The organism is Xanthomarina sp. F1114 (genome assembly GCF_026410255.1).
In the GTDB taxonomy this organism is placed as follows: domain Bacteria; phylum Bacteroidota; class Bacteroidia; order Flavobacteriales; family Flavobacteriaceae; genus Xanthomarina.
In genome coordinates this window covers 64,953-86,008 of the sequence record NZ_JAPMLL010000002.1, presented here as the reverse complement: position 1 = coordinate 86,008, position 21,056 = coordinate 64,953, and the positions used below count along the sequence as shown (strand labels likewise).

Sequence of the window (21,056 nt, the reverse complement as noted above, 5' to 3'; positions counted from 1 at the left end):
TTATGGACTTAAAACTTCAAAAATCAAAAATCGGTAATCAGCAATCAACAATTAACGTAACAGGTTCAAAAAGCGAATCTAACAGATTGCTTTTGCTACAAGCTTTATATCCACATATTGAGATAAAAAACTGTTCAAATTCTGATGATTCTGTGGTTATGTCTGAAGCCTTATCATCGTCTTCAAATATCATCGATATTCATCATGCAGGAACGGCTATGCGCTTTTTAACGGCCTATTTTGCCACACAGGATGGACGGGAAGTTGTTTTAACAGGATCTGATAGAATGAAAGAACGTCCGATAAAAATTTTAGTGGACGCACTTAAAAGTCTAGGAGCAGATATTTCTTATTTAGAAACAGAAGGGTTTCCGCCATTAAAAATTAAAGGCAGGCAACTTAGTAATAATAAAGTTGCACTTAAAGCGCATGTTAGTAGTCAGTATATTTCAGCCTTACTGCTTATTGCAGCAAAACTAGAAAATGGTTTAGAACTCACTTTAGAAGGAGAAATTACCTCTATTCCGTATATTAATATGACCCTGAGTTTATTAAATGAAGTTGGTATAAAAACCTCTTTTAAAGGGCAGCTCATAAAAGTGTATCAGCAGGCAGCAATTTCCAAGCAAGAATTGATAATTGAAAGCGACTGGTCGTCAGCATCCTATTTTTATAGTATGATAGCTTTAAGCGAATTAGGAACAGAAGTCAAGTTGTCTGCCTACAAACAAAACAGCCTGCAAGGAGATTCTGTATTATCAGAAATTTATCAGCAATTTGGAGTTGAAACTCATTTTCATAATACGCGTATCACGCTTCGAAAATCAAAAAATGTGGATCTTGAGTCTATAATTACCTTAAACTTATCAAATTCACCAGATATTGCTCAAACTATTGCCGTAACTTGTTTGGGTTTGGGACTAGAATGTAAACTAACAGGGCTTCATACTTTAAAAATTAAAGAAACAGATAGACTGCTTGCGCTTAAAACTGAAATTGAAAAATTAGGAGGAGAAGTAGCCATAACCAGTAACAGTTTGCATTTAAAGGCCTTAAAGGTTAAAATTAATACCGTTGCAATAGATACTTATAACGACCATAGAATGGCCTTGTCTTTTGCGCCTTTAGCACTAGTAACTTCAATTACTATAAGGGATGCCGAGGTTGTGTCAAAATCATTTCCCAGTTTTTGGAACGATTTAAAAGCCCTGGGATTTCAAGTTGAAAAAATATAAATGGCTAAATACTTGACAACGCCTACTTTCAGGTCGTATATTTGTGGCTTTCCAAAATATAAAGTTTTCACTAAAACATGTTTCTCATTGAAAAAGTGAAAATGATAAAAAAGAACTATATATGAAATTATCACATTTTAATTTTGAACTTCCAGAAGAGTTATTAGCAGAATATCCATCTGAAAATAGAGATGAATCTCGCCTCATGGTTTTGGATAGAGAAAAACAAACCATCGAGCACAAAATGTTTAAAGATTTAATTGATTATTTCGATGAAGATGATGTCATGATTCTTAATAATACGAAAGTTTTTCCGGCTAGGCTTTTTGGTAACAAAGAGAAAACAGGAGCAAGAATTGAAGTGTTTTTATTAAGAGAGTTAAATGAAGAACAACGTCTTTGGGATGTTTTGGTAGATCCAGCTAGAAAAATTAGAATTGGGAATAAATTATACTTTGGCGAGGGAGAATCTTTAGTTGCTGAGGTTATTGACAACACCACATCAAGAGGAAGAACTTTACGTTTTTTATACGATGGTTCTTATAGAGATTTTCGAGTAAAGCTTACTGAATTAGGAGAAACTCCACTTCCTAAATATATTAAAAGAGAGGTGGAACCAGAAGATGAAAATCGTTACCAGACTATTTTTGCAAAGAATGAAGGAGCAGTAGCGGCACCAACAGCTGGGATGCACTTTTCTAAACATCTTTTAAAGCGTTTAGAAATTAAAGGTGTTAATCTTGCTGAAGTTACTTTGCATGTTGGTTTAGGAACTTTTAACCCAGTAGAGGTAGAAGATTTGTCAAAGCATAAAATGGATAGTGAAGAAATTATCATAAAAAAAGATGCTGTAGACACTATTAATACTGCAATTAAAAACAAAAAACGTATTTGTGCCGTTGGTACAACTGCCATGCGTGCTATAGAAAGTTCGGTATCTTCTAATGGTACTTTAAACGAGTTTGATGGTTGGTCTAATAAATTTATTTTCCCTCCATACGAGTTTAGTATTGCTAATTGTATGATTACTAACTTCCATACACCAAAATCAACTTTATTAATGATGGCTTCGGCTTTTGGAGGTCATGATTTTATTAAAAAAGCTTACGACGAAGCTATAAAAGAAAAATATAACTTCTATAGCTACGGAGATGCGATGTTAATTATTTAATTAGAATAGCAAATCACATATAATTGAAAGGCCTTGTTTTTACAAGGCTTTTTCTTTTTATATAGATTTTAGAGTTTAGATTGTTCTATCAACAAATTAATTTTTAACTAAGAATAAGGCTCCGTATAATTTGGTTTAACTCTGAAAATCTGTGAATAAGCTTTAAAATTGATAAATTAAAAAATCGTAAAACGGAAATCCTTTACGTACTTTTGCAAACAGATGGAAACAAAAAAGAAAGATATACGAGCCTTAACGAAAGAGCAACTTCGAAATTTCTTTGTTAAAGAGGGAGATCAAGCGTTTCGTGGTAATCAGGTTTATGAATGGTTATGGAGCAAAGGCGCTCATAGCTTTGAGGATATGACCAATATTTCTAAAGAAACCAGGCAGATGTTGGAAGATAACTTTGTTATCAATCATATTCGTGTGGATACCATGCAAAAAAGTAATGATGGAACTATAAAAAATGCCGTTCGTTTGCATGATGGATTGACCGTGGAATCGGTTTTAATTCCTACAAAATCAAGAACAACAGCTTGTGTTTCCAGTCAGGTTGGATGTAGTTTGGATTGCAGATTCTGTGCGACTTCTAGACTGAAGCGTATGCGAAATTTAAATCCAGATGAAATTTTTGATCAAGTAGTTGCTATAGATAATGAAAGCCGGTTGTATTACGATAAACCTTTAAGCAATATTGTATTTATGGGGATGGGAGAACCACTTATGAATTACAATAATGTCTTAAAAGCCATTGATAAAATTACTTCAGATGAAGGATTAGGAATGTCGCCAAAACGTATCGTAGTTTCTACATCGGGAGTTCCAAAAATGATTAAGAAAATGGCAGACGATGAGGTGAAATTTAAATTAGCTGTATCACTTCACTCAGCAATAGATGAGGTTAGAACATCTATTATGCCTTTTAATGAAACGTTCCCTTTAGCAGATTTACGTGAAGCTTTAGAATATTGGTACGCTAAAACAAAAAATAGAATCACCTACGAATATGTGGTTTGGAAAGATATTAACGACAAGAAGAAAGATGTTGATGCCTTAATTGCTTTTTGTAAATTTGCACCAAGTAAGGTTAATTTAATTGAATATAATCCTATTGACGATGGCGAATTTCAGCAAGCGCCAGACCAAGCAATTGATATGTATGTTTCTATGCTAGAAGCTAATAATATAACGGTAACCGTAAGACGTTCCAGAGGAAAAGATATTGATGCTGCTTGTGGTCAATTGGCAAATAAAAGTTAAATATATTATTTGAATTGCTATATTTGATACTTCAGTGAAAATAGTAGAACAAATAAAACAGCCCATCGATTTTGAAATGGAACTTTTTGAACAAAAGTTTCAGCTCTCCATGTCTTCTAAAGTGGCGCTGTTAAACCGAATTACGCATTATATAGTTAACAGAAAAGGAAAGCAAATGCGACCAATGTTTGTGTTTCTCGTGGCTAAAATGGTGTCAAATGGAGAAATTAGCGAACGTACCTATCGTGGCGCATCTGTTATAGAGCTTATTCATACAGCTACTTTGGTACATGACGATGTGGTGGACGAAAGTAATAGACGCCGTGGGTTTTTCTCTGTCAATGCCCTATGGAAAAATAAGATTGCTGTCTTGGTTGGAGACTATCTACTTTCAAAAGGACTCCTGCTTTCTATAGACAACAACGATTTCGATTTACTGAAAATAATTTCTATTGCAGTAAGAGAAATGAGTGAGGGCGAATTACTTCAAATAGAAAAAGCTCGAAAATTAGATATTACTGAAACTGTTTATTACGAAATTATCCGTCAAAAAACAGCAACACTAATTGCAGCTTGTTGCAGTTTGGGTGCTGCTTCGGTAAAACCAGACTCAGACCATGTAGAACGTATGCGAAAATTTGGTGAGCTTATTGGAATGGCTTTTCAAATTAAAGACGATTTATTCGATTATGGAAATGAAGCTATTGGGAAACCCACAGGAATTGATATTAAAGAGCAGAAAATGACCTTGCCTCTAATTTATGCGCTAAATCAAGCAGATAAAAAGGAGAAACGTTGGCTTATTAACTCTATTAAAAATCATAATAGAGATAAAAAACGAGTCAAAGAAGTCATTAGTTTTGTAAAAGAAAAGGGAGGCTTAGATTATGCGGTTTCTAAAATGAAAGAATTTCAAAAAGAAGCCTTGGAAATACTTCAAAAATATCCAGAATCTACTTTTAGAAGCTCACTCGAGCTTATGGTTAATTATGTAATTGATAGAAAAAAATAAACCATAACCCATACATTTATAGAGGATTAAACTCGTAATATCATATTTTTATAAATAAATATGGATGTCAGGCAACCTTTTGCATGATTTTTTCGTCTTTATAAATAGAAGCAGGACAAAACCCTTTAAGTGAAAGTTATTCAACTCTACAAAAACGAATCGGTGCTTATAAAAAAGGCCATAAAAAACAATCGTGAAGCACAGCACGTCTTGTTTAATATGCATGCACCTAAAATGTTGAGTGTTTGCAGGTACTATATTAAAGATTTGCAACATGCCGAAGACACTATGTTGATTGGTTTTTTTAAAGTGTTTAAAAATCTTAAAAGCTATAAAGCTAAAGGTAGTTTCGAAGGTTGGATTAGACGTATTATGGTTAGAGAATCTATTACATTTTTAAGACAGCAAAAACACATTGAATTTCCAGTTGAACATATAACCGATAAGAAAGAGGTACCGGTGCAATTAGATACAGAACTTGAAGTTAAAGACATTCAGCAGTTAATTGATAATTTACCCGAAGGATACAGAATGATTTTTGTTATGTACGCTATAGAAGGCTATAAGCACGCTGAAATAGCTGAGCTTTTACAAATAAGTGAAGGAACTTCTAAGTCGCAATTGTTTAAGGCAAGAAAACAGCTTCAAGAACAGATTAATAAACAAAATATAACAAGTTATGGCTCCAAATAAATTTGAAGAACATATCAAGACTAAGCTTGAAAAAAGAACCCTTGAGCCATCAGGTCAGGCTTGGGAGAAGCTTTCAGAAAAATTGGAAATCGACAATAAAAAGTCATCTTCTAAAACCCTATGGAAGCTTGCAATAGCTGCAAGTTTAGTTGGGATTCTTTTTATGGTGAACATGTTTTTTAACCCCTCGGAATCTACTACAAGTAAACCTGTTATAGTAGATGCGGAGGTTAAAGAAGTTCAAGGTATTGAGAATTCAAAACAGATAAAAACGGATAAAACTCTAATTGCTGTAGAAAATAGTAAAGATGAAGTTGATACTACGGCAGTAGAGAAACTACATGCAACCCAAATTGGAACAAGTTCTGTAAACTCAAAAACAGATTCAACTAAAAATGCCATGGTCGCTGAAGCTTCAAAACAAGAAGAACCAAAAGAAACTGCAATAAATACCATTCAAGAAGGATCTTTGGTTCATGTGGAATTAGCAGAAGTAGAACATCAGGAAAGAGAAAGAAACACCGTAACAGATATTGATTCTTTACTAAAAACAGCGCAACAAAATTTAGCTAAAAATGCTGATATAAAAAACAATTCTATTGATGCTCAAGCGCTACTTCAAGACGTTGAAGAAGATATTGAAGCTTCTTTTAGAGATAAGGTTTTCGAAACTTTAATAACAGGCTATAAAAAAGTAAAAACAGCTGTTGTGGAACGTAACGATTAATCGCATCGCATATTAATTTCATCCATTAAAAAACAAACACTTATGCAAACTATTACTAAATATGTAGCACTACTTGTGCTCGTTTTTTCTGCGCAACTAATCTCTGCACAGGAAATTACCAACAAAGATAAAATTGAACTTTTAGAAGCTCAGAAGGAGCGAGTTTTAACTGAAGAAAAAGACTTGCTCAAATTAGAAGTTGAAGCTGTTAATGTGCAGTTAGATAATAAGGAGATTAGTTTAGAAAAAGCCAATTCTTTAAAGGAAGAGCTTGCCACCAAACATGCTTTAAACATAGAAAACAGGTTGGCCATTATAGATAATAGAATTGCGCTTTTAGAGAGAAATGAAAATGGGTCTTATGATATTGAAAACCATAATGATGGTTTTACTTTTACTATTGGAAAAGATGAAGATTCCTATAAATACGATTTAAAAAGCATATATATTGGGCCTCAAACTAAAAAAGAACCAAAAAAATACGATAGACGGACCACCAGCGATTTAGTATTTGCCATAGGATTTAATAATGCCATTATTGAAGGGCAGTCGCTTAACGATTCGCCATACAAGCTTGGTGGTTCTGGGTTTGTAGAATTAGGTTGGGCATGGAAAACCAGAGTACTTAATAATAGCAATGCCATCCGTTTAAAATACGGTGTTTCTTTTCAATGGAATAAATTAGACATAAAAGACAATCTGTACTTTCAGGAAGTGGATGATGTGGTAACCTTAGAAGAGTTTCCAATAAACCTCAGTAAATCTAAATTTAGATCTACCAATTTAGTCATTCCTATACATTTTGAATTTGGACCGTCTAAGAAAATTGAGCGTGAGAATTATTATAGATATTCAACACATAAGAAATTTAAAATAGGGGTTGGGGGTTATGGAGGTTTTGTACTTCAATCCATGCAGAAATTAAAATACGACGATATGCATGGTGATTTTCAAAAGCAAAAAATAAAGGATTTCAATACCAATAATTTTGTGTATGGTTTAAGTTCATACATTTCTTGGGGACATGTAGGTATTTATGCTAAATATGACTTGTCAACCATTTTTAAAGATCAAGCTATAGACCAAAATAATATTTCTTTGGGTTTACGTTTTGATATGGATTAGTTTAAGTAGTTAATTAGTAAACCCTTTCAGTTTTTTAACCTGAAAGGGCTTTTATCTTCTTTTATTCCTCCTCGTTAAAGGCATCTTTAAACTCTATGTCGTCATCAACAACCCCTTTAAAAGCTTCCACCCAGGCATTACTTAAAATATTTGTAAATGTTTTCCAAACTCCTGCTTCTAGATTGTTAAGGTCGCCTTCTAAAGGTATTTTTGTTGCAAGTGTATCTGTACGTTGGTTTTTTAAAGCAAACTTGAAGAATCCAACAAAGCCTTCCCAAACAGTTTCTATAAAATTATCGTCTTTACCTATAAGTTTGGAATTCTTAAGTAAGGGTTTCATATAACCTTTTAAATAACCATCTGCAATGGCAATTTCACTATATAAATTAAACTCGCCACTTTCAAAATTAATATTGGCATAATGCTTGGTAAAATCGTTTAAAGCTGTAGCATCTGTGTTCTCTAATGCGAATTCAATATCCATATCAGGAATATCTTTAATAAGGTTTAAATGTCCTTTTAAACTCATATTTCCTTGTCCAATTGAAACAGCCGAAGCTGTAATAGGAGAGGGTAAGCTGTGTTTTTCTTCACGAACATTTCTTAAATTGTCTGCCGTAAGTTCTAAATTATCAAAATGAAGATCAATTTTAGGTTCGGCCTGTTCTTGTAAAAAGGATAGTTTGCCATTATGCACTTCAAAGTGGTTTATTTTAATTGGAACTAAGTCGGTTAAAGCTTTTGTCCAACTATCCATATCTGGGTTTTCGCCATCCGTTTCCTGGTCTTCTAATACGTAATTTATTTTAGGACCCATCATGATAATTTCGCTTACTATTTCGCCTTTAAATAAAGATTTCCACTCAATGGAAATATCAGTCTTTGGAAAATCTAAAAACGGAATTTGAGTTTGAGCATTCACTTTATTTAAATACATGCCGTTTATTTTATAAGCTCCACGTACAAGAGCAATATCTATGTCTTCAACCTGTCCATAATAACCAGGGATATCTGCAAGCACTTTGTTTACATAGTTTTTTACCAAAGTTGGGAGATACAATCTAAAAATAAAAAGTACAGCAATTAATAGTATAGGAATAATATACCTTTTCTTTTTATAAGCTTTTCTATTATTTTTGGTTTTCATAGCTTCAGGTTCGGGTTTGTACTAATTTAGTAATATTATTTATTCTGAATACTAAAATTTAATTAGGTTTAACAGTTTAAGGTTTCTGTTTTGAGACTTAATTTTACTACTTTTATACCCGTTAAAATCCGAAACCTTTGATATCAAAATCCACCATAGATCAAGTATTTGAAACTGCTCGCGTTGAAGAAGTTATTGGCGATTTTGTGCAATTAAAAAAATCTGGAAGTAGCTTTAAAGGCCTAAGTCCGTTTAGCGACGAACGTTCTCCTAGTTTTATGGTATCGCCAGTAAAGCAGATTTGGAAAGATTTTTCAAGTGGAAAAGGCGGAAATGTTGTGGCATTTTTAATGGAGCATGAGCATTTTACCTATCCAGAAGCCATTAAATACTTGGCTAATAAATATAATATTGAAGTTGAAGAGACTGAGCAGACTAACGAGCAGAAAGAACAGGCCAACGAGCGGGAAAGTTTGTATTTAGTAAGCGAATATGCCAGTACCTATTTTCAAAAAACACTTCATAAAACAGATCAAGGGAAATCCATTGGCCTAAGCTATTTTAAGGAACGTGGTTTTACAGAAGAAACCATTAAAACATTTCAATTAGGTTATTCTTTAGACGAGTGGCAAGCCTTTACAGACGAGGCCTTAAAACAAGGTTATAATATAGATTATCTAGAAAAATCGGGGGTGACGATTGTAAAGGGAGAAAAGCGTTTCGATAGGTTTAAGGGACGAGTTATGTTTCCTATTAGAAGTATGAGTGGCCGAGTTCTGGGTTTTGGAGGAAGAATTTTAGGGAACGATAAAAAAGCAGCTAAATATTTAAACTCTCCCGAAAGTGATATTTACCATAAAAGTAAAGTGCTTTATGGTATTTTTAATGCCAAACAAAGTATTGCCAAGGAAGATAATTGTTATTTAGTAGAAGGTTATACAGATGTTATTCAGTTTCATCAACGAGGTATTCATAATGTGGTGTCTTCTTCTGGAACGGCTTTAACTCCAGATCAAATTCGGTTAATAAATAGATTGACAAAAAATATTACCCTTCTTTTTGATGGGGATGAAGCTGGAATTAGAGCATCTTTAAGAGGTGTAGATTTAATTCTTGAACAAGGTATGAATGTGAAAATATGTACTTTCCCTGAAGGAGATGATCCTGATAGTTTTGCCAGACAAAATACTTTAGAAGAACTTACATTATATTTAGAAGAAAATGCCCAAGACTTTATTCAGTATAAAGCATCTATGTTATTCGAAGCTTCTAAAAACGATCCCATTAAAAAGGCTGAAACCGTTAGAGATATTATAAATAGTATTTCTAAAATTCCAGACAGAATTAAACGGGAAATCTATATCCAAGAGTGTTCTAAAATCATGGATATCAGCGAAAATGTTTTGTATAGTACTTTAGCTCAGTCTTCTAAAAAAGAATTTCAGGAGGCTAGTAAAAAGCATCATCAAGAGCAAAAAGCTTTTGATGTTATAAAGAATCAACAAGGTCAGAAAAAGGTTGATGTTCAATATGAATTGGAACGTAAAATTATTCAAATTTTATTGTTGTATGGAAACAGAACTGAAGATTTTGAAGATCTAATACTGAAAGAAAACGATAAGAATGAATTAATTTTAGAACCCGTTGTACAAGAGGCTAGAGTTTTCGAAAAAATATTTTTAGACCTTCAAGAAGACGAAATGGAGTTTACCAACATCAAATTTAAGGATCTATATTATAAGATTATCGATACTTTAAATAGGAACCCCGATTTTGCCTTAGAAAACTTTGCAAAGGATGCTGATACGGATTTGGTTGCGGAAATGACTACTATTTTAATGGAGGATGAGCGTTATACCTTGTCCGATTGGGAACGTCAGAATATTTTTCCAAAGAAAAAAACAGACTCTATTGCACAGTTGGTAAATGAAACAATTTTAAGTTTAAGATGTTTTTTAATTAGTAAGAAAATAGACGCTCTAAGTGCAGAAACAAAGAACAATCTACAGGTTCAATACCGTGATATTTTAGAAGAAGTTATTGGATATAAAAAGTTAGATAATTTACTGTCTAGGAAACTAAATAAAGCCCTTTAAAACTCCATTAATTTAGCTCTATTTATAAGATCTACGATATTTTCCACATGAAGTTTTTTCATTAATCGCGCTTTATAGGTGCTAACAGTTTTTTCGTTAATATCTAGTTCTTTCGCAATTTCTTTATTTTTTCTGCCTACAGAAATTAGTTTAAGAACCTCAATTTCTCTTGTTGAAAGTTTTTTATAAGGAGATTTAGTAGATTTACTTATATGTCTTCCAAAAGCCACTTTACTTGCAAGATTATTACTTAAATAATTGTTTCCTTCAGCCACTTTCATAATGGCTTCTCTAATGGTAATTATATTTGCATTTTTAGATAAATATCCAGATGCTCCAGCTTTAATGGTGTTAAGTGCATAAATTTCTTCGGGTTGCGAAGAGAACATAAGAACTTTTATTTGGGGATATTCTTTAGAAAGACGCCTTAAAGCAGTAATGCCATTGAGTTTGGGTAAATCAATTTCAGATAAAATTACATCTGCTTTTTCTTGTTTGAGGAAATCGAAAATAGCTTCGCCATTACTTACTCCTCCAACAACTTTAATGTCTTTGGAAGCAACAAACAAAAGTTCGATTCCTTTTCGAATTATGGGGTGACTATCTACTACCAACAGTTTAATCATTTTGCTTTATTTTTTAAATATTAAGAAAGACTGCTGAGGCAAAAAAAGTGAATGGTATTAAGTAAAGATAGTAAATTTCTGTCAAATTATAATTAAAATTATTTTAAATTATTTGGAATTATACAAATAGGGATGGGATCCATTTTATGTTTGTTGGCTTTATTTAATCTTTGATAAATTTTTAGAACCTCCTTTTGTCTGCCTTCAAAATTGGTTTCATTTTTATTCTCAACTACCATTTTCATGGCCCATTCTAATTCAGGGTAAGAGGCTCCTATTTGGTCTTCATCGCTTCTGTCGTCTCCAAACAACCCATCGCTTGGAGCCGCATTTATAATAGACTCTGGTACTTGAAGCGTTTTTGCTAATTGATAAACTTCAGATTTTAATAAATCGGCAATGGGACTTAAATCTACTCCGCCATCCCCATATTTTGTATAGAAACCGACACCAAAATCTTCTATTTTATTTCCAGTTCCTGCTACCAATAGACCTTTTAGTCCGGCATAATAATACAAGGTGGTCATTCGTAATCGAGCTCTTGTATTAGCTAGAGCCATATCAATTACAGCCTGATTGCCTTCTTGTATCACTTCCTTTTTAAATGTGTCGAAAACTGGAGTTAAATCGGTTCTTAACTGATCCACATTTTTATAGTTTGCTTTAAGAAAAGCAAGGTGTTCCTGAGCTCTATTGACATGACTTTTTGCTTGATGGATGGGCATTTCCAAGCATAAAACATCTAAGCCTGTTTTAGCACATAAGGTAGATGTTACAGCCGAGTCTATGCCGCCAGAGATACCAAGAACAAAACCGTTAACTCCAGCGTTTAAGGCATAATCTTTAAGCCATTCTACTATAAAATCTATAACTTTTTCTGTTTGCATTTTTTACGAATTTTAAACAAAGAACCTTACCTTTGCCTAACAAAAGTAAAAGAAACCTCTTATTAATAAAAATTAACAAGCTTATAGTTTTATATGAAGAATCTTAGTGTGCTATTTTTTCTGTTAATCTCTGTTGTTTCTTGTAAAAAGGACAGTAAAATTGAAAAAGAGATAGCTCAAATTCCAATTAATTTTGATGTGGAGCGGTTTGATAAAATATTTGGCGCATCTACCGTAGAGAACTTAGCTGAAACAAAAAGAGCTTATCCGTTTTTGTTTTCAGAAAAGTATACAGATTCTTTTTGGATAGCAAAAGTTAATGATACCTTACAGAAACAATTAACCGAAGCGTCTGCACGTATTTTTCCTGAGTTTAAGGAAGAAAAGATAGAGATTACTCAACTATTTCAACACCTGAAGTATTATTTTCCTGAGTTTAAAACTCCAAGAGTTATTACGACAACCTCCTCGGTTGATTATAGAAATAAAGTTATAGTAACAGACACTATTGTATTAATTTCTTTAGATACTTATTTGGGAAGTGATCATGAGTTCTATCAAGGCATTCAAAAATATTTAAGTCAGAACTTTACAAAAGATCAGATTGTTGTGGATATGGCTACAGAGTATTCTAAAAAGCATATCTATCAGCAACAATTAAAGACTTTGTTGGACGAAATGATTTATTATGGAAAACAGCTTTACTTTAAAGATTTGGTTATTCCTTTTAAAACAGATGCAGAAAAGATAGGCTATACCCAGGAACAAATAGATTGGGCCTCTGCCAACGAGACTGAAATATGGCGCTACTTTGTAGCCCGTGAATTATTATTTAGCACAGATTCTTCGCTACCCAACAGATTTATAAACCCAGCTCCTTTTTCTAAATTTCAATTAGAAGAAATAGATAGAGAGTCTCCTGGAAAAATAGGAAGATATATGGGGTGGCAAATAGTACGCGCTTATATGTTAAATAACAAGGTGTCAATGAAAAATATGATGCATAAAGAAGCGAAAGATATTTTTAATAACTCTAATTTTAAACCTAAAAAATAAATGGCAAAAACAACATCCAAAATTGAATTAACTGTCGAGTTAGACGAGAATAGAGTCCCAGAAAAATTACATTGGACAGCCGAAGATGGAGGTATAAAAAATGAAGAGGCAAAAGCGATATTACTGTCTGTTTGGGATAGTAAAGCTCAGGAATCTTTGAGAATTGATTTATGGACTAAAGATATGCCTGTAGATGAAATGAAGTTGTTTTTCCATCAAACTTTAGTAGCCATGAGCGATACTTTTAATAGAGCCACTCAAGATGAAAAAATGACAGCTACTATGAAAGATTTTTGCGATTATTTTGCGGAGAAACTAGAACTTAAAAAATAAGTGGACTGTTTAAGACAATCCTGTTTTCTATTTTTCTAGATTTTGTTCTAGTTCTTATTTGGAGCATAGAAAGAAAAGGTCTATGAAATAAAATAGAGAAAAGGTTTCTTAAAACGTAGATATTCCAGACCTATTTTGAGAGATATGTTTTTAAGTTGTCTGAATGCGGAATCTATTAAAAATAATAATCCAGCATGAACGTTAATTTACTGAAATCTCTTGCTCTATTAAACTGTCGATAGCTTCTGTATTAAACCTAGAATAGACAAACAAACATTAGGAGTTAAAACTAATTGTTCTACTCGAATAAGAAGCTATTGACGCTCCTAATAGAAAAGTTTTAGATGGCCTTATTTATATAGCGTATCTAATTGAAAAGGATAAATTACTTTCCAGTCTTTTTTCATATCAACAAGTGTCCAATTTTTTGCTTTAGCCTCGTCTAATCCTTTGTTTAACTCGCCCATAGTAGAACCTCTATCATACGCCCATTCTCTGTTTGGATCTGTATGATGTACAAATAATTTAAAAGACTTGTACGTATTAGAGTCTGTCCACTGTAACATTTGTAAGTCACCATCAGAGTTCCCTGCAGCAAATGCGGGTTTTCTACCTATATATCTATGAATACCTAGAGGTTTACCAGCCCCATCATCTATAAAATTTATTTTGGCTAGACGTTTTATTACTGGTTCCCCGTGGTTATAATTAAATTCTGTAGCAATGCTACTTCCTACGATTTGATTTTTAGGAATGTTATACGCCTTTTCTGCCCATGGTCTCATAAATTCTATGCCACCACCGGAGACAATAAAAGTTTTAAATTCGTTTGCTCTTAAATAGTCAAGCAGTTCTAGCATGGGCTGATATATCAATTCATTATAAGGTTTATTAAAACGTGGGTGTCTAGCTGTAGTTAACCAATCTAATACAATTTGTTCAAATTCATCTGTCGTCATACCTGAGTGAGAAGCTAATAGTAGCTGCATCAAACCGTGATTTCCCAGAGTAGTTAAGGTTTTCATATCGTCTTCAATAGCCGCTTTATATGGTTGGAGGTTTTTCCATTCTGGATGTTCTGCTGCTAAAGTTTTTACTCTATCTATGGCGAATAACAATTGAAAATAGGCTGGTTGCTCAGACCATAGTGTACCGTCATTATCAAAAGTGGCAACTCGATCAACTTCTTCAATATAATTAGAGCTTAATTTATTAGTAACATCGGAGATATAATTTATAATGGCCGATTTTGTTTCTCCGTCATTCCACGACGGTAAGGGGTCCATAGTTTCAGTTAAAGATTCTGCAACTATTTCAACTTGTTGACTTTCAGGTTTTTTAAGGCATCCAGTAAGAAGCAAAAAGGTGATACTTAATAAGATAATGTTTTTCATGAGTTTTAAATAAATAATAATTATCAATTTTAAGCTCAACTAATGCTTAAATAAAAACAGTAATGAGCCTAATGTTTAATATTGATTGTAATATTAGCAATTAGAAGCCACTTTATCGTGTAATGGATAACTATATTTTATATCTAAGTATAAAAAAGCAACGTTCTCTTCTTTAAAGAATTACCATCATTTCCAATAGAGGTTGAAAAGTTTTTGGCAAATTTGAATAAACCCATTACGGGAGAAAATATAAAAGTCCAAGATTCAATATTATTATTATTATTATTATCAAAAAATCTCTCTCTATTAAAATCTTTTGCAACAATGTGTGTATGCAAATTTATGGGCTATTTTTGGTTAATTTCGAAATGGTAGTTTAATTTAAATAAAGGGATCCTCAATCAAGATGTTTCCCCATTTTTATTAATTGCTTCTTAAAAATGGATATGATCTAATAAAAACTTAATTGAATATTGTTTTTCTTTTACCTCTATTTGCTCTTTAGTTTGAGACGGTATAAACTACTAATAAAGCAGACTAGAACTAAAAAAAAACGTGTTTTTTCTGTCATTTTGATGGTTTGAGATGGTCTAATTATTAAAATAAACTTTTTAATTTAGGTGTCAAAATAAAACTTAAGGATGTTGATGCGTAGATTATGTTTGTAAAACCTCATGACGTACTTGCGCCAGTTTTTTAATTAGTTAAATTTTGTCTATTTTAAATTAACATGATTATCTATGCTTCAAAATAAAAGTAGCCTGAATTTGAATTAACCAATCGGCATCTGTTGGATGAGCCACATATTTGAAAACACCTGCTTTCACATTTATTGGAAGATATCTATTATGGGTAATTAGTTTTCCTGCTCCAGCTCCTAATGGAATGGTCCATTGTTTGTCGCTAGCAGCATTCCAGTCTGCTGTAATATTCGGACTGGAATAAACATACCAACTCTTGTTGAGTTTTTTAGATAAAATAACTTGTGTGTACAAATAATTAACATCTCCAACATCGCTAGGACCAGCAACCGAAAAAAAGTTTTGTACCAATAAACCATAAGTAAAACCATTGTTTTGTTTTAAAGCAACAACAGAAGGTCCAATAGAGAACTTTTCATAACCTAGGTCTTTAACTCCGGTTGGGAGCATAATTGCAGGACCAGCACCCCAAGTAAAACTATCTTTTTTAGCGGGTGTAATAGCTCCAAAAAAGGTAATGTTTTCTACGCCGTTTGAATAACCAGATTGGGATGGTGCATTGATAAAAGGTATGCTTGTTTGGGTAACTAGCAGCCACTTTTTTGATAATTTAATGGGGATTACAGGCTGAAAGTTGACAAAATTAGAATTTTTGTCATTAATCGATAAATTGTAGTTTATAGGAATACTCACCATATTCGCAATGGGATTTTGAATCATGTCTTCCAGACCATGACCATCTTCAGGATCTGCACTAGTCCTGTTTTCTTGAGCGCTAAGGGTTGTAAAAAACATTACAACGAGTCCAAAAAGTACCTGTTTTTTCATTTGTTGAATTTTTAAGGATTAATAACATGTTCTTATTTTTTTTGATAAAATTATTTAGATGACTTATAAAGATACTTTAATTTGTTGACTAGTACAAAAAAGAAAAAGCAGCAAGGTGTTGATTTGCTGCTTTTTACTAATCTTGTGTAAATAATATTTTACTCTTTTTTAACTTCTACAATTTCGTACATATCTTTACCATCTACTTGAATTGGTTGATAGTACGTTTCTCCAAACTGCACATAGGTTACTTCACCTATTTTAATTTCTTCTCCACCTTCAGGTAGGTTAGGCACTATAGTTCCAGCAGTAGCAGGAACAACCATATAACCGTCTTTGTTTTGCTCATAAAAAGCACCACCATAGTAATAGTTTGTTGTATTATTAACTTCTACTTTCTCTGCTTCTTTTGGAATTTCGGAGACTTCAGCACCTACTGGAGCTGGAACAGCAACAAAACCATCTTCAGTTTTTAAGTAGTAATTACCGTTTTCATAGTGGTATTCGTCATCGTCGTCGTCATTGTCGTTCGTAATACTAACAATAATGGCTGTTGTTGCTAAAGAGGTTACAAAATATCCCCAAGGGTGGTAATATGGACCCCAATAAAAAGGTCTATACGGGTGGTAATAGTATGGTCTATGACAGTAATAACCATAACCACCATAACGATATGGAGGTCTAGAATAATGTACTGGACTCGGTCTGACATATGTATTACCACGATTAATGTTTATGTTTCTGCTATTGTCTATATTAATGTTTCTATTACCGCTATTTATATTATTTCCTCTATTGCTTCTGTCTTTTATATTAGATGTTTTTCTGTTATTGGGATTTAATTTCGGAGCCGAATGACTATCTGTTTTGTTTCCAACTTTCGATCTATCTCGTGTTGATTTGTTTGTTGTTGATGGTCTATGAGTTGTTGTAGGTCTAGCGCTTCGATTCGTACTTTTATTGTGTCCACCGTTAATAGTTCTAGAAGGCATTCTATTGTTTGTAGAAGGTCTGGTAGTTTGTGGTCTACTTGAAGAGCGCGATCTACTTGGTGTGGCTCTATTATTAGAAGGTCTACTAGCAGGTCTAGACATACTATGACTACCACCTCTTGACATGGTGCGTCCACCACCTCTTGATGCGCCATGACTCATGCGTTGTGCCGTTAATTCAGCAGGAAGTATTAGAGCTATAAAAACTAATAGTAGTCCTAAAATGTGTTTTATATTTAAATTGTATGTTCTCATGATAATTTAATTTTTAATGGGTACTGTTAAGGCTTCTTGAGAATACTTATTAGTCTAGCCGTTGGAGGAGGAAGAAAGCTAAATGCCGATTCCGGAATTATAGGGTTGATTGACCAATTACTAAAAGTAGATTCATATTGGATATTAGACTTTTCTTTATAAATAACTATAAAATGTTTAGGCAATAAAAAAGATTCGTTAGAAATCCATAATTGGACATTCAGTTTTTCGTTTGATGCCATGATATGATAACATTCTTCATCGTGAATGACTTTTTTTCCTAAAAATGAAATGATATTAAATTGCTCAATCATATCGTCAGTAAGACTAGGGTAAAAGAAATCGGCTGCTGGGAAATCAAAATCAAAATCATGATGCATCTCATCAATCATTTCTATGGTTGTTTCCAGCGTTTCTAATGTAACATAGTTGTTTTCGTCGTAGTTGTAAAATGATAAATAAGTACCATCATACCAATAACCAACCTTACCCTTAGTTCCTTCTGTTCTTATTAGTAATTTGTCAGGACCAGAAAATGTAATGATGCTACTAGAAAATTGTGTTACAATGTCACCTTTATAGTTTAATTCGTCAACAGAATTATTTAAATTAAAGGTTACAGATTCTAAATTACCAATATTATCACTCATTTTATCTAAGATAAAGATAGCTGTAGAATCGTGTTGTTTCATATTTTCTTGAGGATGACAAAAATGAAATGAAAAAATTAAGGTTAAAAGTAAAAAACAGGCTTTCATAATTGGTGTTTATTTTGGTTTATGAAATATCTAAAAAAAAATCTATATATTAGTGATTATTAAAAAAAAACACCATTAAATTAAATTTAATATTATTTAATTGTTAAATTTAACAAGGAATCAAAATATTTTTTATGAAAACAAACATTTTTTTTACTTTATTATTGACATTGATAGTCACATCTGTTGTGTTTGCTCAAGACAAACCCAATATTTTGGTGATTTGGGGAGATGATATTGGATGGAGCAATGTAGGATTTAACAACAACGGAATGATGGGCTACGACACGCCAAACATAGACCGTATTGCTAATGAAGGTGCTTCTTTTACAGATTGGTATGGTCAACAATCATGTACAGCAGGTAGAGCGGCCTTTGTTTTAGGACAACATCCTTTCCGTACAGGTTTATTAACTATTGGTATGCCAGGTTCTAAACATGGAATACAAGAAAGCCAACCTACTATTGCAGACTTATTGAAACCACATGGGTATGTATCGGGACAATTTGGTAAAAATCATTTAGGAGATCAGAATGAACATTTACCAACTAATCATGGTTTTGATGAATTCTTCGGAAACTTATATCATTTAAATGCTGAAGAAGAGCCAGAAGGGTACTACTATCCAAAAGATCCAGAGTTTCGAAAAAAATTCGGACCACGTGGTGTTATTCGTTCCACTTCCGATGGAAAAATAGAAGATACGGGCCCATTAACAAAAAAACGTATGGAAACTGTCGATTCAGAATTTGAAGCTGCAGCCGTTGCATTTATTAAAAAAGCACATGCTGCGGGTAAACCTTTCTTTGTTTGGATGAACTCAACACGATGCCACGTATGGACGCACCTTAGCGAAGAAAGTGATGGTAGAACAGGTATTGGCTTGTATCCAGACGCTATGGTAGAGCATGATCTTTCCGTTGGGAGATTATTAGATTTGTTAGATGAACTCGGAATTGCAGATAATACTATTGTCATGTATTCTACAGATAATGGTGCAGAAAAAGCTACTTGGCCAGATGGAGGTTCAACCCCTTTTAGAGGAGAAAAAGGAACAACCTGGGAAGGTGGTTTCCGTGTACCTACAGCCATTAAATGGCCAGGAGTAATTGAGCCAGGAACAGTTCATAACGAACATTTTTCGCATGAAGACATGATGCCTACATTGGTAGCAGCAGCAGGTGAACCAAATGTTAAAGAAAAAGTTCTTAAAGGTTATACAGCAAACGGAAAAACTTTTAAGCAACATTTAGATGGTTATAATATTTTACCTTTCTTGAAAGGAGAGGTTGAAGAATCGCCTAGAAAAGAAATTTTCTATTTTGATGCTGCTGGAAATATGAATGCCATTCGTTATGGAGACTGGAAACTGCACTTTACTATAATGGAAGGTGATATTACTGAGGCATATAGAAAGTCTCCAAGTTGGCCTTATGTTATCAACTTACGAGCTGATCCGTATGAAGTATCTCCAGATTCTAGAATGTACATAAAATGGTATGCAGAAAATATGTGGCTTTTTGTGCCTGCACAACAATACGCAGGTCAATTTTTGTCCACATTTAAAGATTTTCCTCCACAAACTGGATCGTCTTTATCTATCGATAAAGTTGTACAGCAGTTAGGATCATCACCTAAAAACTAACATGGAGTTATAATTGTTAAAAGCTGATAATATTGAAAAATAGTATCAGCTTTTTTTATTTTCTTCTGGAGTTTTATAAATAAGTGACATTATGCATATTTAAGTATATTTCATTCTCAAAAAGATCCATATGACACCACACGAAACCATATCAACTCTCAAAGCAAAAATGTCTGAATCCATAATCGGGCAAGAACAATTAATAGACCGACTATTATTAGTACTGTTAGCCGATGGTAACATGCTATTAGAAGGCTTGCCAGGACTGGCTAAAACACGAGCTATAAAAACCCTAGCAAAACATTTAGATTGCGATTTAAGTAGAATTCAATTTACGCCAGATTTATTACCGTCTGATATTACGGGGACCGAAATTTATCAACCTACCGAAAAAGAGAAATTTTTATTTCAAAAAGGGCCTATTTTCAGTAATCTTATTTTAGCAGATGAAATTAATAGAGCGCCGGCCAAAGTCCAATCGGCTCTATTGGAAGCTATGGAAGAACGCCAGGTAACCGTTTCTGGAAACACCTATAAAATGGAAGACTTGTTTATGGTTATGGCTACCCAAAATCCCATTGAACAAGAAGGAACTTATCCGTTGCCAGAAGCACAAATGGACCGATTTATCATGCATGTGGTTATTGAGTATCCAGATGATGCATCTGAATTGGGAATTCTACAGTTAAACAAACAAGAAAACGATAAATCTTTTAAAGCCGAAGAAAACGTTACCATTTCGCAACAGCATATTTTTGATGCTCGTGCAGAAATCAATAAAATAAAAGTCACCGAGGAATTGGAAAAATATATGGTGAGTCTTATTGCAGCAACCCGTTTTCCAGAACGTTACAATCAAGAATTACGCGATTTAATTGATTTTGGAGCTAGTCCACGTGGAACTATTGCCTTAGATCGATGCAGCCGTGTAAATGCCTGGATGGAAGGAAAAGACTTTGTGTCGCCAGATAATATTCATAATGTCATAAAAGATGTGCTGCGCCATCGTATTGCCTTAAGCTATAAAGCCAGAGCCGAAGGTGTGACAGTCAATCAAGTTATCGATAAAATTATAGAACAAGTAGCTGTTGTTGCTTAATATTGGCATAAT

19 protein-coding genes are annotated in these 21,056 nt (G+C 33.3%); 12 read left to right on the top strand and 7 right to left on the bottom strand.

Going from position 1 to position 21,056, the window contains the following annotated elements; genetic code table 11:
* Positions 1-2 precede the first annotated feature (2 nt).
* From OS188_RS01735 to OS188_RS01705, 7 genes are all read left to right on the top strand, one after another.
* Complete coding sequence (locus tag OS188_RS01735) at positions 3-1,235, top strand: 3-phosphoshikimate 1-carboxyvinyltransferase (RefSeq protein WP_267147090.1); 1,233 nt, start codon at positions 3-5, stop codon at positions 1,233-1,235.
* 121 nt (positions 1,236-1,356) lie between these two features.
* Positions 1,357-2,406 carry a tRNA preQ1(34) S-adenosylmethionine ribosyltransferase-isomerase QueA gene (gene queA, locus OS188_RS01730; protein WP_267147089.1) on the top strand — a complete coding sequence of 350 codons (1,050 nt, stop codon included), beginning with the start codon at positions 1,357-1,359 and terminating at the stop codon, positions 2,404-2,406.
* Between the two features lie 222 nt (positions 2,407-2,628).
* Positions 2,629-3,669, top strand: coding sequence for a dual-specificity RNA methyltransferase RlmN (gene rlmN / locus OS188_RS01725; RefSeq protein WP_267147088.1), 1,041 nt, complete (start codon positions 2,629-2,631; stop codon positions 3,667-3,669).
* A gap of 34 nt (positions 3,670-3,703) precedes the next feature.
* On the top strand, positions 3,704-4,681 hold the full coding sequence (locus OS188_RS01720; protein ID WP_267147087.1) for a polyprenyl synthetase family protein: 978 nt from the start codon (positions 3,704-3,706) through the stop codon (positions 4,679-4,681).
* 129 nt (positions 4,682-4,810) lie between these two features.
* Positions 4,811-5,374, top strand: coding sequence for an RNA polymerase sigma factor (locus OS188_RS01715; protein ID WP_267147086.1), 564 nt, complete (start codon positions 4,811-4,813; stop codon positions 5,372-5,374).
* Positions 5,361-6,101: a hypothetical protein gene (locus tag OS188_RS01710; RefSeq protein ID WP_267147085.1), complete on the top strand. Its 741-nt coding sequence runs from the start codon at positions 5,361-5,363 to the stop codon at positions 6,099-6,101. Before OS188_RS01715 ends, OS188_RS01710 begins: the two co-directional genes overlap by 14 nt.
* Positions 6,102-6,143: 42 nt before the next feature.
* Positions 6,144-7,226, top strand: a complete 1,083-nt coding sequence (locus tag OS188_RS01705) for a hypothetical protein (protein WP_267147084.1) — start codon at positions 6,144-6,146, stop codon at positions 7,224-7,226.
* A 61-nt stretch (positions 7,227-7,287) separates the two neighbouring features.
* On the opposite strand, the gene OS188_RS01700 is transcribed toward OS188_RS01705, so the two are convergent.
* Positions 7,288-8,373 (bottom strand): DUF748 domain-containing protein, encoded by a 1,086-nt coding sequence (locus OS188_RS01700; protein ID WP_267147083.1) that lies wholly within the window; start codon positions 8,371-8,373, stop codon positions 7,288-7,290.
* 137 nt (positions 8,374-8,510) lie between these two features.
* On the opposite strand from OS188_RS01700, the gene dnaG reads away from it, so the two are divergent.
* Positions 8,511-10,469 (top strand): DNA primase, encoded by a 1,959-nt coding sequence (gene dnaG, locus OS188_RS01695; protein WP_267147082.1) that lies wholly within the window; start codon positions 8,511-8,513, stop codon positions 10,467-10,469.
* Here dnaG and OS188_RS01690 read toward each other — a convergent pair.
* Both OS188_RS01690 and nadE read right to left on the bottom strand, forming a co-directional pair.
* A complete protein-coding gene (locus tag OS188_RS01690; RefSeq protein WP_267147081.1) occupies positions 10,466-11,095 on the bottom strand; it encodes a response regulator in 630 nt (209 codons plus the stop codon). The genes dnaG and OS188_RS01690 overlap by 4 nt on opposite strands.
* Before the next feature lie 98 nt (positions 11,096-11,193).
* The gene (gene nadE, locus OS188_RS01685) at positions 11,194-11,982 is read right to left on the bottom strand and encodes an NAD(+) synthase (RefSeq protein WP_267147080.1); all 789 of its coding nucleotides are present in this window, start codon (positions 11,980-11,982) and stop codon (positions 11,194-11,196) included.
* 93 nt (positions 11,983-12,075) lie between these two features.
* Between nadE and gldB the strand changes: the two genes are divergently transcribed.
* On the top strand, positions 12,076-13,038 hold the full coding sequence (gene gldB, locus OS188_RS01680) for a gliding motility lipoprotein GldB (protein ID WP_267147079.1): 963 nt from the start codon (positions 12,076-12,078) through the stop codon (positions 13,036-13,038).
* A complete protein-coding gene (gene gldC, locus OS188_RS01675; protein ID WP_267147078.1) occupies positions 13,039-13,371 on the top strand; it encodes a gliding motility protein GldC in 333 nt (110 codons plus the stop codon). It begins immediately after the preceding gene.
* A gap of 350 nt (positions 13,372-13,721) precedes the next feature.
* On the opposite strand, the gene OS188_RS01670 is transcribed toward gldC, so the two are convergent.
* From OS188_RS01670 to OS188_RS01655, 4 genes are all read right to left on the bottom strand, one after another.
* Entirely contained in the window at positions 13,722-14,765 is a 1,044-nt protein-coding gene (locus OS188_RS01670; protein ID WP_267147077.1) for an HAD family hydrolase, read from the bottom strand.
* Positions 14,766-15,499: 734 nt separating this feature from the next.
* Positions 15,500-16,294 (bottom strand): neuromedin U, encoded by a 795-nt coding sequence (locus OS188_RS01665; RefSeq protein ID WP_267147076.1) that lies wholly within the window; start codon positions 16,292-16,294, stop codon positions 15,500-15,502.
* Between the two features lie 158 nt (positions 16,295-16,452).
* Complete coding sequence (locus tag OS188_RS01660) at positions 16,453-17,541, bottom strand: DUF6515 family protein (protein ID WP_267147075.1); 1,089 nt, start codon at positions 17,539-17,541, stop codon at positions 16,453-16,455.
* 26 nt (positions 17,542-17,567) lie between these two features.
* On the bottom strand, positions 17,568-18,233 hold the full coding sequence (locus tag OS188_RS01655) for a DUF2092 domain-containing protein (RefSeq protein WP_267147074.1): 666 nt from the start codon (positions 18,231-18,233) through the stop codon (positions 17,568-17,570).
* 200 nt (positions 18,234-18,433) lie between these two features.
* On the opposite strand from OS188_RS01655, the gene OS188_RS01650 reads away from it, so the two are divergent.
* Both OS188_RS01650 and OS188_RS01645 read left to right on the top strand, forming a co-directional pair.
* Positions 18,434-19,945: an arylsulfatase gene (locus tag OS188_RS01650; RefSeq protein ID WP_267147073.1), complete on the top strand. Its 1,512-nt coding sequence runs from the start codon at positions 18,434-18,436 to the stop codon at positions 19,943-19,945.
* Between the two features lie 130 nt (positions 19,946-20,075).
* Entirely contained in the window at positions 20,076-21,044 is a 969-nt protein-coding gene (locus tag OS188_RS01645; RefSeq protein ID WP_267147072.1) for an AAA family ATPase, read from the top strand.
* The last annotated feature ends 12 nt before the right edge of the window (positions 21,045-21,056 follow it).